At 71.2% G+C, this 13,816-nt stretch carries 10 protein-coding genes; 4 read left to right on the forward strand and 6 right to left on the reverse strand.

The features are described 5' to 3' along the window. Window positions 1-14: 14 nt before the first annotated feature. The 4 genes from STRCI_RS14160 to hrcA form a co-directional block, all read right to left on the reverse strand. Complete coding sequence (locus STRCI_RS14160) at window positions 15-755, reverse strand: 16S rRNA (uracil(1498)-N(3))-methyltransferase (RefSeq protein ID WP_269659293.1); 741 nt, start codon at window positions 753-755, stop codon at window positions 15-17. After that, a complete protein-coding gene (locus tag STRCI_RS14165; protein ID WP_269659294.1) occupies window positions 752-1,837 on the reverse strand; it encodes a nitronate monooxygenase in 1,086 nt (361 codons plus the stop codon). Before STRCI_RS14165 ends, STRCI_RS14160 begins: the two co-directional genes overlap by 4 nt. A 190-nt stretch (window positions 1,838-2,027) precedes the next feature. Then, window positions 2,028-3,164 carry a molecular chaperone DnaJ gene (dnaJ, locus tag STRCI_RS14170; protein WP_269659295.1) on the reverse strand — a complete coding sequence of 379 codons (1,137 nt, stop codon included), beginning with the start codon at window positions 3,162-3,164 and terminating at the stop codon, window positions 2,028-2,030. Then, window positions 3,165-4,181, reverse strand: coding sequence for a heat-inducible transcriptional repressor HrcA (gene hrcA / locus STRCI_RS14175; RefSeq protein ID WP_015660456.1), 1,017 nt, complete (start codon window positions 4,179-4,181; stop codon window positions 3,165-3,167). It abuts the gene before it with no gap. Between the two features lie 148 nt (window positions 4,182-4,329). Here hrcA and STRCI_RS14180 point away from each other — a divergent pair, with 148 nt between their 5' ends. Beyond that, entirely contained in the window at window positions 4,330-5,055 is a 726-nt protein-coding gene (locus STRCI_RS14180) for an MBL fold metallo-hydrolase (protein WP_269659296.1), read from the forward strand. 34 nt (window positions 5,056-5,089) lie between these two features. Next, entirely contained in the window at window positions 5,090-5,902 is an 813-nt protein-coding gene (locus tag STRCI_RS14185; protein ID WP_269659297.1) for a DUF3097 domain-containing protein, read from the forward strand. Between the two features lie 8 nt (window positions 5,903-5,910). On the opposite strand, the gene hemW is transcribed toward STRCI_RS14185, so the two are convergent. Together hemW and STRCI_RS14195 are read right to left on the reverse strand one after the other, a co-directional pair. After that, window positions 5,911-7,143: a radical SAM family heme chaperone HemW gene (gene hemW, locus STRCI_RS14190; RefSeq protein WP_269659298.1), complete on the reverse strand. Its 1,233-nt coding sequence runs from the start codon at window positions 7,141-7,143 to the stop codon at window positions 5,911-5,913. Window positions 7,144-7,170: 27 nt separating this feature from the next. Then, complete coding sequence (locus STRCI_RS14195) at window positions 7,171-9,114, reverse strand: ATP-binding SpoIIE family protein phosphatase (RefSeq protein WP_269659299.1); 1,944 nt, start codon at window positions 9,112-9,114, stop codon at window positions 7,171-7,173. Window positions 9,115-9,294: 180 nt separating this feature from the next. Here STRCI_RS14195 and STRCI_RS14200 point away from each other — a divergent pair, with 180 nt between their 5' ends. Together STRCI_RS14200 and STRCI_RS14205 are read left to right on the forward strand one after the other, a co-directional pair. After that, the gene (locus STRCI_RS14200; protein ID WP_269664548.1) at window positions 9,295-13,272 is read left to right on the forward strand and encodes a HAMP domain-containing protein; all 3,978 of its coding nucleotides are present in this window, start codon (window positions 9,295-9,297) and stop codon (window positions 13,270-13,272) included. Further along, window positions 13,269-13,751, forward strand: coding sequence for a response regulator (locus STRCI_RS14205; protein ID WP_269659300.1), 483 nt, complete (start codon window positions 13,269-13,271; stop codon window positions 13,749-13,751). The genes STRCI_RS14200 and STRCI_RS14205 overlap by 4 nt, the downstream gene beginning before the upstream one ends. Window positions 13,752-13,816 lie beyond the last annotated feature (65 nt).

The raw sequence follows: 13,816 nt of genomic DNA on the forward strand, positions 1-13,816 counted from the left end.
GCGGTCTCCCTCGGTCAGCCCCAGCGGCCGGTGCGGCCGAGGAGCAGGGCGGCCGCCGCGGTGCCGGCGGTCGAGGTGCGCAACACGGTGGGCCCGAGCACGTACGGCCGCGCCCCCGCCTCCTCGAACAGCGCCAACTCCTCGGGGGACACGCCCCCTTCGGGCCCGACCACCAGCACGATCTCCCCGTCCGCGGGCAGTTCGGCGGCGGCCAGCCGCTCGGTTCCGCTCTCATGGAGCACGGCGGCGAAGTCGGCCTTGGCGAGAAGTGCCGCCACCTGCTTGCTCGTCGCCGCGTCGGCGACCTCGGGGAAGCGGACCCGGCGGGACTGCTTGCCGGCCTCGCGGGCGGTGGCCCGCCATTTGCCGAGCGCCTTCAGTCCGCGCTCGCCCTTCCACTGCGTGATGCACCGGGACGCCGACCACGGCACGATCGCGTCGACGCCGACCTCGGTCATCGTCTCGACGGACACCTCACCGCGGTCGCCCTTGGGCAAGGCCTGCACGACGGTGATCCGGGGCCGCGGCTCGGGCTCCTCAGCGACCGAGTCCACCCGTACAACCAGCTGGTCCTTGCCCTCGGCGGCCAGCACCACGCACTCCGCCCAGCGTCCGGCGCCGTCGGTGAGGACGACCTCCTCGCCGGAGCGCAGCCGCTTCACGGAGACCGCGTGCCGTCCCTCGGGGCCGTCGAGGACGTACTGCCCACCGGGCCCCGCGTCGAGCCGCTCGACGACGAACACCGGGGCCGTCATCGCACCGCACCGCCTTCCCGACACTCCGACAACGCTGTCCCGGCGGCGGCGAGTTCGGCCGCCAGGACCTCCACCAGCTGACCCGCGGGCAGCTCCCGGGCCATCCGGTGGCCCTGTCCCGCCCACAGCGCCATGCCCTGCGCGTCGCCCGCCTTGGCGGCCGCCTTGCGCAGCGGCGAGGTGAGGTGGTGGACCTCCGGGTAGGCGGCGGGCGCGTACGGGCCGTGCTCGCGCATGAACCGGTTGACCAGGCCGCGTGCGGGGCGGCCGGAGAAGGCCCGGGTCAACTGCGTGCGCACGAACAGGGGGTTGGTCAGCGCCTGCTTGTGGACGGCCTGGGCGCCGGATTCGGGGGTGGCGAGGAACGCGGTGCCGAGCTGGGCGGCGCTCGCGCCGGCGGCGAGGACGGCGGCGATCTGGCCGCCGCGCATGATGCCGCCGGCGGCGACGATGGGGATGCCCACGGTCTCGCGGACCTGCGCGAGCAGCGACAGCAGGCCTATCCCCGTCCCATCGGTCTCGGGGTTGTCGCGATGGGTCCCTTGATGCCCTCCCGCCTCCACGCCCTGCACGATCACCGCGTCGGCACCGGCCCGCTCGACGGCGAGGGCCTCCTCGGCGGTGGTGGCGGTGACCAGGGTGAAGGTTCCGGCGCCGCGCAGTGAGTCGAGCACCTCCCGGCCCGGGACGCCGAAGTGGAAGGAGACGACCGGGACGGGGTTGTCGAGCAGGACGGCGAGCTTGGCGTCGTAGCCGTCGTCCCGGCCGCTGTCGGGGTCGCCCAGCTCGGTCTCGTACCACCCGGCCTCACCGGCCAGCTGGTGGGCGTACACGTCCACGGCGGCGGCGTCGGCGTACTCCGGCTGCGGCATGAAGAGGTTCACCCCGAAGGGGTGACCGGTGAGCCCGCGCAGCTGCTTGATCTCCTGGTACATGCCATCGGCGGTCTTGTACCCGGCGGCCAGGAAACCCAGCCCCCCGGCCTCGGACACGGCAGCGGCGAGCGCCGGCACGGACACGCCGCCCGCCATGGGGGCCTGCACGATCGGAAGGGGAAAAAGATCGGTCAGCGCGGAGGACATGACGGCATGTTGTCACGTCCTCCGATCAAGTCCGAATCCACCCGTCCGTGTGGCATAGACCAGCGGCAACGCCAGGACTCAGCGCCCGTTGAAAGCGTCCTTCAACCGCGAGAACAGCCCCTGCTGACCGGGCTGACCGTGCTTCCCCGGGGGCCGACCCCCGGACCCCCAGCAGCCCGCCCAGCTCGCGTCAGCGCCCGTTGAACGCGTCCTTCAGCCGCGAGAACAGCCCCTGCTGACCGGGCTGGAACTGCCCCTGAGGGCGCTCCTCGCCGCGCAGCTTGGAGAGCTCGCGCAGGAGGCGTTCCTGTTCCGGGTCGAGCTTGGTCGGGGTCTGGACCTCGACGTGGACGATCAGGTCGCCCCGCCCGCCGCCGCGCAGATGCGTGACGCCCCGGCCGTGCAGCGGGATCGACTGGCCGGACTGGGTGCCCGGTCGGATGTCGACCTCCTCCATGCCGTCCAGGGTCTCCAGCGGCACCTTCGTGCCCAGCGACGCCGCCGTCATCGGGATCGTGACCGTGCAGTGCAGATCGTCCCCGCGCCGCTGGAAGGTCGAGTGCGGCAGCTCGTGGATCTCGACGTAGAGGTCACCGGCCGGACCGCCACCGGGCCCGACCTCGCCCTCACCGGCGAGCTGGATCCGCGTGCCGTTGTCCACACCGGCCGGGATCTTGACCGTGAGGGTCCGCCGGGACCGCACCCGGCCGTCCCCCGCGCACTCGGGGCACGGCGTCGGAACGACCGTCCCGAAGCCCTGGCACTGCGGACACGGCCGCGAGGTCATGACCTGGCCCAGGAAGGACCGCGTCACCTGCGACACCTCACCGCGACCGCGGCACATGTCACACGTCTGCGCCGAGGTCCCCGGCGCCGCGCCCTCACCGTTGCAGGTGTTGCAGACGACGGCCGTGTCGACCTGGATGTCCTTCGTCGTGCCGAAGGCCGCCTCGTCGAGCTCGATCTCAAGACGGATCATCGCGTCCTGGCCCCGGCGCGTGCGCGAGCGCGGCCCGCGCTGCGACGCCGTACCGAAGAACGCGTCCATGATGTCCGAGAAGTTCCCGAAGCCGCCCGCGCCGAAGCCGCCGGCCCCGCCGCCGCCCGCCTGGGACAGCGGGTCGCCGCCGAGGTCGTAGACCTGCTTCTTCTGCGGGTCCGAGAGGACCTCGTAAGCGGCGTTGATCTCCTTGAACCGCTCCTGGGTCTTCGGGTCCGGATTCACATCCGGGTGCAGCTCACGGGCGAGCCGCCGGAAGGCCTTCTTGATCTCTTCCTGCGACGCGTCGCGACGCACGCCGAGCACGGCGTAGTAGTCCGTGGCCACTTACGACTCCGCCAGGATCTGTCCGACGTAACGTGCCACTGCGCGTACCGCTCCCATCGTTCCCGGGTAATCCATGCGGGTCGGTCCGACCACGCCGAGCTTGGCGACTGCCTCGCCGCCCGAACCGTAGCCGACCGACACCACCGAAGTGGAGTTGAGCCCCTCATAGGCGTTCTCATGACCGATGCGTACGGTCATGCCCGAATCCCCGGCCTCGCCAAGGAGCTTGAGGAGCACGACCTGCTCCTCGAGTGCCTCCAGGACGGGCCGGATCGTGAGGGGAAAGTCATGTCCGAAGCGGGTCAGATTGGCGGTGCCGCCGATCATCAGCCGCTCCTCGTTCTCCTCGACCAGAGTCTCCAGCAGGGTGGAGAGAACGGCCGAGACCGTGCCGCGGTCCTCGATGTCGAAGCCCTCGGGGAGGTCCTCGACGAGCATCGGCACATCGGTGAAGCGCCGGCCGGCGACCCGGCTGTTCAGCCGCGCCCGCAGATCGGCCAGTGACGCCTCGCCGAACGGCGCCGGGCAGTCGACCATCCGCTGCTCGACCCGCCCGGTGTCGGTGATCAGTACGAGCATCACGCGCGCGGGGGCGAGCGAGAGCAGCTCGACATGGCGCACGGTGGAGCGGGTGAGCGACGGATACTGCACGACGGCGACCTGCCGCGTGAGCTGGGCGAGCAGCCGTACCGTCCGCGCGACGACATCGTCGAGGTCGACAGCGCCTTCGAGGAAGTTCTGGATGGCGCGCCGCTCGGGCGCGGTCATCGGCTTGACGCCTGCCAGCTTGTCGACGAAGAGCCGGTAGCCCTTGTCCGTCGGGATGCGCCCGGCGCTGGTGTGCGGCTGGGCGATGAAGCCCTCGTCCTCCAGGGCCGCCATGTCGTTGCGGACGGTCGCCGGGGACACGCCGAGGTTGTGCCGCTCGGTCAGCGCCTTCGAGCCCACCGGCTCCTCGGTGCCGACATAGTCCTGGACGATGGCGCGCAGCACTTGGAGCCTGCGTTCACTCAGCATCCGCGCGCACCTCCAGAAGTCGTCCCCCAGTCCCCCGGGGCGTCTCGCCTGGCACTCTGTCCGTGCGAGTGCCAGCTGTAACCAGCCCAGTGTACGGCGGTGGGGTACGCCCCGGGCAAGGCCGGTTCTGTGACGTTAGCGTCGCTGTATGACGGTGACTTGGGAAGAGCTCGGGTGGGAGCGGCTCGCGGCGGGGGTGGGCCGCCGCCGGCTGCCGGGCTGGGACTGTACGGCCGGTCTGGTCCTCGGAGAGGGTACGGCGCTGTTGGTCGACGCGGGGTCGAGCCCGGCCGAAGGGGCCCGGCTGCGGCTCTCGGCCGAGGCACTGACCGGTCACGATGTGACCCATCTCGCGCTGACCCACCCACACTTCGACCATGTCCTCGGCGCCTCGGCGTTCCCGGGGGCGGAGGTCTACGGCGCCGTCGGCATCGATGGGCTGTACGGGCCGCACGGCCGGGCGGAGCTGCGCGCGGACGCGGTGCGCAACGGCCTGGACGCGCGCGTGGCGGACGAGGCGGTGGAACTCTTGGTCCCACCCCGGCATCACGTCTCCGGCGAGTGGACGCTGGACCTGGGCCCCGGCCGCCAGGTCCTGCTGGCGAACGTCGGCCCCGGCCATACAGCCCACGACCTGGTGGTTCTGGTCCCCGGCACCCCGGAGGTCGTCTTCTGCGGGGATCTGGTGGAGGAGTCGGGCGAGCCCCAGGCGGGCCCGGACGCCGTACCGTCCCGCTGGCCGGCCGCCCTGGATCGCCTGCTCGCCCTGGGCGGCGAGGACGCGCTGTACGTGCCCGGTCACGGAGCGGTGGTGGACGCGGCGTTCGTACGACGCCAGCGGGACACCCTGGCGGCCCGTTTCGGCGTGTCGTAGTCCCCGGGGTTCCGCTTCTCCTATCGTCATCCGAATGCGCCAGTACTCCGCCGACCTGACCCCTCCCTGGAAGAAGCCCCAGCCCGTCCCGGAGGTCCCGGCCGACCCCGGCCTGGTGGTGGAGGAGCCCGGCACCGGCTTCTGCGGAGCGGTGATCCGCTGCGAGGCGGGCACGGTGACGCTGGAGGACCGCTTCGGCAAGCACCGGGTGTTCCCGCTGGAGCCCCGGGGCTTCCTGCTGGAGGGCCGAGTGGTGACGCTGGTGAGGCCGGCGTCGGCGCCGGGGCGTCCCGCCCGTACGGCCTCAGGTTCAGTCGCCGTCCCCGGCGCACGCGCGCGCGTGGCCCGCGCCGGCCGCATCTACGTCGAGGGCCGCCACGACGCGGAACTGGTCGAGAAGGTCTGGGGCGACGACCTGCGCATCGAGGGCGTGGTGGTGGAGTACCTGGAGGGCGTGGACGACCTCCCCGCGATCGTCTCCGACTTCGCCCCCGGACCGGACGCCCGCCTGGGCATCCTGGTGGACCACCTGGTACCCGGCACCAAGGAATGGCGCATCGCGGAGTCGGTCACGAGCGAACACGCCCTCGTCGTCGGCCACCCGTACATCGACATCTGGGAGGCGGTGAAACCGTCCTCGCTGGGCATCGCGGGTTGGCCGAAAGTCCCCCACGGACAGGACTGGAAGACGGGCGTCTGCCGGGCCCTGGGCTGGCCGTCGGAGAACACGGGCGCCGTGTGGCAGGCGATCCTGAAGCGGGTCGGGTCCTACAAGGACCTGGAGCCGGAGTTGCTGGGGAGAGTGGAGGAGCTGATCGACTTCGTCACCGTCGGCGGCGAGGTCTGAGGCCCCGGTCAGTCCACCAGATCCCGCACCACCGCGTCGGCGAGCAGCCGTCCCCGCAGGGTCAGCACCGCGCGTCCCTCGTCGTACGGGTCCTTCTGGAGGAGGCCGTCGGACAGGGCTCGGCGGGAGGCGTTGAGGCCCTGCTCGCGCAGTAGGTCGAGCGGGGCCCCCTCCCGGAGTCGCAGCTCCAGCAGGATGCGCTCCACCCTGCGGTCCTCCTCCGACAGCAGTTCGCGGCCGGCGCCGGGTGAGCGGCCGGCCGCCAGGGCCGACGCGTACGCGCCCGGGTGCTTCACGTTCCACCAGCGGACGCCGCCCACGTGGGAGTGGGCTCCCGGGCCCGCGCCCCACCAGTCCGCGCCGCGCCAGTACAGCTCGTTGTGGAGGCAGCGTCCGGCCTCCGAGGTGGCCCAGTTCGAGACCTCGTACCAGTCGAAGCCCGCCCCGGACAGCACGTCCTCCGCGATCAGGTAGCGGTCCGCGTGGACGTCGTCGTCCGTCATCGGGACCTCGCCGCGGCGGATGCGGCGGGCGAGCTGGGTGCCCTCCTCGACGATCAGGGCGTACGCCGAGACGTGGTCGGGGGCCGCGCCGATCGCCGCCTCCAGGGACGCTCGCCAGTCGTCGTCCGACTCCCCGGGCGTGCCGTAGATCAGGTCCAGGTTGACGTGGTCGAAGCCCGCCGCGCGGGCCTCCGCCACGCATGCCTCCGGGCGGCCCGGTGTGTGGGTGCGGTCGAGGATCTTCAGCACGTGCTGCTTCGCGCTCTGCATGCCGAACGAGACACGGTTGAAGCCGCCCTCCCGCAGCCGGGAGAGGTACGCCGGGTCCACCGATTCCGGGTTCGCCTCCGTCGTGATCTCGGCGTCCGGCGCCAGGCCGAACTCGGTGCGGATCGCCGCCAGCATGCGTACGAGATCGTCGGCCGCCAGCAGCGTCGGCGTACCGCCTCCGACGAACACCGTGCGCACCTCGCGCGGGTCGTCGCCCAGGACCTTCCGCGCCAGTCTGATCTCGTCGATCAGAGTGTCGGCGTAGTTGTCGCGGGAGGCCAGCACCCCGCCCGTGCCGCGCAGCTCGGTCGCCGTGTAGGTGTTGAAATCGCAGTAGCCGCAGCGGGTCGCGCAGTACGGAACGTGCAGGTAGAAGCCCAGGGGGCGGTCGGCGGACCCGGCGAGCGCGGGCGCGGGCAGCGAGCCGTCGTCGGGGACCGGCTCACCGTCGGGAAGTGCGGAAGGCATGCCTTCCATTGTCCAGCACCCGGCGGCTTACTCGGCCTGGAGCACCAGCAGGGCCAGATCGTCCTCCGGGGGACGCCCCCCGAAGTCGTGCACCAGGCGTCGGATCCGCTCGGCGATCGACTGCGCGCTGAGCCCCGCGCATCCGGCGAAGGCGGTCGCGAGGCCGTCGGCGTCGTCGAACTGGCGGGATCCCGACCGGCGCTCCGTCACACCGTCCGTCACGCACAGCAGGCTGTCCCCGGGGAGCAGCTCGAAGGTCTCGCTGGTGTACGTGGCGTCCTCGATGACCCCGAGCAGGGTCTGCGGCTGCGCGGCCGTACGGACGGCCCCGTCGGGGCCGAGCAGCAGCGGCAGCGGGTGTCCGGCGGAGGCGAGGGTGCAGCGCACTCCGCCGTCGAAGGGGGCCAGCTCGCCGTAGAGGAGGGACAGGAAGCGCGTCTGCGGGCCGTCGCCCGGGGCCGCGGGGCCGACCAGGGCGCGGGCCCCGGCGTCGGCGGCCTCCGTGGCGTCGTCCAGGAGTAACTGGTTGAGGCGGTCGAGGACGTCGGCGACGCGGTACCCCTCGCGGGCCAGCAGCCGCAACCAGGGGCGGGCGAGCCCGATCACCACCGCGGCCTCGGGGCCCTTGCCCTGCACATCGCCGACCGCGAAGCACCAGCGGCCGTCGCCGGCCGGGAACAGGTCGTAGAAGTCGCCGCTGGGCCCGCCCTTGTCACAGGGCTCGTAGACCAGGGCGCTGCGCACGCCGGGGATCTCGGCGACGGCGCCGGGCAGCAGCCCGCGCTGGAGGACGGCGCTGATGGTGGCCTGGCGGGCGTACTGCCGGGCCGCCCCGATGGCCAGCGCCACCCGGCGGCCCAGGTCCTCCACGAGCCCGGTGATCTCGTCCGGGAACCCCGTGAGCCCGGCCCGCCCGATCACCAGCGTGCCCAGCGGACGGCCACCCGCGATCAGCCGGTACGCCAGGGCCGTACCGACGGACTGCGCCACCCCCAGCGCCTCGCCGGGCCAGGGGTGCGGCACGGGCCCGGAGCGCAGGTCGTCCGGCGGGCGCGGCGGCTCCTTCTCCAGTGCTCGGCGCAGTTCCTCGATGCGGTTCTCGCTGCCGTGCCAGACCCGGGCCAGCCGGGGCCCGGTGCCCGTGGTGCCGGGCAGCGCCCAGCCGCGCCCGGTGACCTCGTCCTCCAGCCACACCGCGCACCAGTCGGCGAGCCGGGGCACCAGCAGCTGCCCGGTGAGGGCGGCGACCAGGTTCTCGTCGAGCTGTCCGGCGAGCAGGTCGGAGGCTTCCGCGAGGAAGGACAGGGCGCCGCGGTTGAGCCAGTCCCGGTCGCGTTCGGGCCGTCGCGGTCCGGGACCCGGTATGGCGCCGCGCAGGCCGGTGTGCGCCGCTGTCGCGCCGGGGCGCGGTCCGGTGTGCGCCCCGAACTCCTCGGGGTCGTCCTCGGCGGGCAGCCGGGCCCAGACCGTCTTCACTCCGGTGCGGTAGGTGACGCCCCAGGACTCGGCGAGCCGGGCGACCAGGCTCAGGCCGCGGCCGTACTCCGGGGTGCCGTGCGCCGGTTCGGCCGCGCCGTCGCGCGGGGCGCGCGCGGGGTGGCGGTCGGACACCTCGACGACGATCGCGCCGGTCCCGTCCTCCGCGCGGCACACCAGCTCGACGTCCGTCCCGGCATGCACCACGGCGTTGGTGACGAGTTCGCTGACGACCAGGACGGTGTCGTCGATCAGGCGCAGGGTGTGGTGTTCGGTGCCGGACAGGCCGAGTTCGGACCAGTCGGTGAGGGCGGCGCGGACGAGTGCGCGGGCGGAGCCCGGCGCGAGGGGGCTCCCGGGCAGGGTCGCGTAACTCCACGCGCGCGGGCGCACGGGCTCGTTCAGCGGCGCGCCCATGACCTCGGGCACCGGCGCGTCCTCGGGCGCATCAGAGGCACGGGAAGCGATCTCCCGTTGCGTCGGAATGGCACCCATGGACAGCTCCCGGAACGGTTCGGACGAATTCGCCTCAGTCGACGCGGACAGAGTGACAGACTGGCCACGCCCATAAGCACCGAGTTACCGAAGTGGGCCGCCATGAGTGAGAACAGTGGTACACGCGTGCTCGAAGACGGACAGATTCGAGCATCGGATCTTCGTCCGCTGCTCGCCGCGATGACGTCCGCTCGGGACGGCGACTTCCATACCGTGTCCGATCCGGGAACCGGTCTGGTGGCGGAGCTGGTCGCCGCCTACAACCAGATCATGAACCGCAGTCTGCACTTCAACTCCGAGGTGCAGCGGGTCAGACGGGAGCTCGTCCGGCACGGCCGGCTGGACGAGCGGCTGGCCGCGAGCCCGGGTCAGGGCGCCTGGACGGCCCGGGTCAACGACGTGAACCAGCTCCTGGACGCCATCGTCGCCCCGGCGGCGAACGCGACCCGGGTCCTGGACGCGGTGGCGGGCGGCGATCTGACCCAGCGGGTCGATCTGCACGACGGATCCCGGCAGTTGCGCGGCGATCTGCGGCGCCTGGGCCGGGCCGTGAACAAGATGGTGGACCAGCTCTCGCTGTTCACCGGCGAGGTGACCCGGGTGGCCCGCGAGGTCGGCACCGAGGGGCGGCTCGGCGGGCGCGCCAAGGTGCAGGGGCTGTCCGGCAGTTGGCGGGATGTGACCGAGGCGGTCAACACCATGGCCGCCCGGCTGACGGCACAGGTGCGGGACATCGCCCTGGTGACGACGGCGGTGGCGCGTGGCGACCTGACCCGTACGGTCACCGTCGAGGCGACCGGTGAGCTGCTCGAACTGAAGCTCACCGTGAACACGATGGTCGACCAGCTCTCCGCCTTCGCCGACGAAGTCACCCGCGTCGCCCGCGAGGTCGGCACCGAGGGACAGCTGGGCGGCCGGGCCCAGGTGCGGGGCGTGTCCGGGGTCTGGAAGGACCTCACCGACAACGTCAACTTCATGGCGTCGAACCTGACTTCGCAGGTCCGCAACATCGCCCAGGTCACCACCGCCGTCGCCAACGGCGACCTCAGCCAGAAGATCACGGTCGACGCCCAGGGCGAGATCCTCGAACTGAAGTCGACGATCAACACGATGGTCGACCAGCTCTCCGCCTTCGCCGACGAAGTCACCCGCGTCGCCCGCGAGGTCGGCACCGAGGGAAACCTCGGCGGCCGGGCCCAGGTGCGGGGCGTGTCCGGGGTCTGGAAGGACCTCACCGACAACGTCAACTTCATGGCCGACAACCTCACCTCACAGGTGCGGAACATCGCCCTGGTCTCCACCGCCGTGGCCCAGGGCGACCTCGGCAAGAAGATCACCGTGGAGGCGAAGGGCGAGATCCTGGAGCTGAAGTCGACTATCAACACGATGGTCGACCAGCTCTCCGCCTTCGCCGACGAGGTCACCCGCGTCGCCCGCGAGGTCGGCACCGAGGGAAACCTCGGCGGTCAGGCCCAGGTACGAGGCGTCTCAGGCGTCTGGAAAGACCTCACCGACAACGTCAACTTCATGGCGCTGAACCTCACTTCGCAGGTCCGCAACATCGCCCAGGTCACCACCGCCGTCGCCAACGGCGACCTCTCCAAGAAGATCACCGTCGACGCGCGCGGCGAGATCCTGGAGCTGAAGGACACCGTCAACACGATGGTGGAGCAACTGCGCGCCTTCGCCGACGAGGTGACCAGGGTCGCCCGCGAGGTCGGCACCGACGGCCGGCTCGGCGGCCGGGCCCAGGTGCTGGGCGTCTCCGGCGTCTGGCGGGACCTGACGGACAACGTCAACTACATGGCCGACAACCTCACCTCACAGGTGCGGAACATCGCGCAGGTCACCACCGCCGTCGCCAACGGCGACCTCTCCAAGAAGATCGACGTGGACGCGCGCGGCGAGATCCTGGAGCTGAAGACCGCCATCAACACCATGGTCGACACCCTCTCCTCCTTCTCCTCCGAGGTCACCCGGGTGGCCCGAGAGGTCGGCTCCGAGGGCCAACTCGGCGGCCAGGCCAGGGTCGAGGGCGTCTACGGCACCTGGAAGCGCCTGACGACCAACGTGAACGAACTCGCCTCGAACCTGACCACCCAGGTCCGCGCGATCGCCGAGGTCGCCTCCGCCGTGGCCCAGGGCGACATGTCCCGCTCGATCACGGTCGAGGCACGCGGCGAGGTCGCCGAACTGAAGGACAACATCAACCTGATGGTGGCCAACCTGCGCGAGACGACCCGCGCCAAGGACTGGCTGGAGTCCAATCTCGCCCGGCTCGCCGCCCTGATGCAGGGCCACCGGGACCTGATGGAGGTCGCCGACCTGATCCTGCGCGAGCTGACCCCGCTGGTGAACGCCCAGTACGGCGCGTTCTTCCTGGCCGACCCGGACGAGGACGGCCCCGCGCTGCGCACCACCGTGCCCGCCAAGGGCCTCGCCTTCATCGCCGGTTACGGCGCCGCCCAGGGCGCGACCGTGGAGACCGGCGGACTGCCCGTGCACGGACTGGTCCGGCAGGCGGCCCGGGAGAAGCAGCGGATCCTCGTCGAGGAGGCCCCGCCGGACTACATCAAGATCAACAGTGGTCTCGGCGAAGCGGCCCCCACCACCATCGTGATCATCCCGATCCTCTTCGAGGACAAGCTCCTCGGGGTGATCGAGCTGGCCTCCTTCTCCCGCTTCTCCGATGTCCATCTGGCCTTCTTCGACCAGTTCGTGAACACCATCGGTGTCGCGATCAACACCATCATCGCCAACTCCCGCACCGAGTCGCTCCTCGGCGAGTCCCAGCGCCTGGCCATGCAGCTCCAGGAGCGCTCGGACGAACTCCAGAAGCAGCAGGCGGAGTTGCAGCACTCGAACGCGGAGCTGGAGGAGAAGGCGGCGCTCCTGGCGACGTCGTCGCAGTACAAGTCGGAGTTCCTGGCGAACATGTCGCACGAACTGCGGACGCCGCTGAACTCCCTCCTGATCCTCGCCCGGCTGCTGTCGGACAACCCGGACGGCCATCTCTCCGACCAGGAGGTCCAGTTCGCGTCGACGATCCACCGCTCGGGCTCGGACCTCCTCCAGCTGATCAACGACATCCTCGACCTGTCGAAGATCGAGGCGGGCCGGATGGACGTACGCCCGAAACGCCTGCCGCTGATCAAACTCCTCGACTACGTCCACGCCACCTTCCGCCCGCTCACCCACGACCGGGGCCTCGCCTTCGAGGTGTCGGTGGGCGAGGACGTACCGCGCGAGATGTACTCGGACGAGCAGCGGCTCCAGCAGATCCTGCGCAATTTGCTCTCCAACGCCATCAAGTTCACCGCCTCGGGCCGGGTCGAGCTCAGCGTCAGCCGGGTCAAGGACCCCGAGCCGGCGGGCGGCCGGGAGGGCGGCGAGGTGATCGCCTTCGCGGTCTCCGACACCGGCATCGGCATCGCGCCGGAGAAACTCCCGGTGATCTTCGAGGCGTTCCAGCAGGCCGACGGCACCACCAACCGCAAGTACGGCGGCACCGGGCTCGGTCTGTCCATCAGCCGGGAGATCGCGGGCCTGCTGGGCGGCCGTATCGTCGCCGCGAGCGAGCCGGGGAAGGGCTCCACCTTCACGCTCTACGTCCCGGTCGTCAGCCCCGGCCACCCGGTCGCCGACGACAGAAGCGCCGTGGCGCTGCCGGAGCAAGTGTCCCCGGTGCCGGAGATCGACGACGGCTGGCCCACGCCGACCAAACTGGAGGAGTGGCAGTCGGGCCGGGCCGGGCAGGTGCTGTCCGGGCGGCGGGTGCTGATCGTGGACGACGACATCCGCAACGTCTTCGCGCTGACCCATGTCCTCGGCCGGGTCGGCATGCCGGTGCTCTACGCGGAGAACGGCCGCGAGGGCATCGAGACCCTGGAGCGCAACCCCGACGTCGAACTCATCCTGATGGACATCATGATGCCGGAGATGGACGGCTACGAGACCATCGCCGCGATCCGCCGCACCCCGCGCTGGGTGGGCCTGCCCATCATCGCGCTGACCGCGAAGGCGATGCCCGGCGACCGCGAGAAGTCCATCGCGCGCGGCGCCAACGACTACGTACCCAAGCCGGTCGACGTCGACCGGCTGCTCACGGTCGTCTGCGCCCTGCTGGACCCGGAGGAAGCCGACGAGGAAGCACCATGAACGCCGAAGACGCACACGAAGAGCGCGCCGGGATCCTTCTCGTCGACGACATGGAGGACAACCTGATCGCCCTGGAGGCGGTCCTGGGTTCCCTCAACGAACCGCTGGTCCGGGCCCGTTCCGGCGAGGAGGCCATGAAGGCCCTCCTGCGCCGCCGCTTCGCCCTGGTGCTCCTGGACATCCGGATGCCCGGCATGGACGGCTTCGAGACAGCGGCCAACATCAAACGCCTCGACCAGACGAAGGACGTCCCGATCATCTTCCTGACGGGAGCGGAGGACGACTCGGGCTATGCCTTCCGCGGCTATGCGACGGGAGCGGCGGACTACTTGACGAAGCCCTTCGACCCGTGGGTGCTACGGGCGAAGGTCAGGGTGTTCCTGGAGTTGCACAGCAAGCAACTCCAGCTGGAGGCACTGAGGGCGGAGGTCCAGGAACTCCGGGAACTGCTCGACAACGGGCAAGGTGAACTTACGTAAAGGGGCGCGGGGAACTGCGCGACCAGCCACAGCGGACCGAAAGCCACGCGAGTTCCCCAGCCACC

Origin of the sequence: Streptomyces cinnabarinus (genome assembly GCF_027270315.1) — a bacterium.
Taxonomy (GTDB): Bacteria; Actinomycetota; Actinomycetes; order Streptomycetales; family Streptomycetaceae; genus Streptomyces; species Streptomyces cinnabarinus.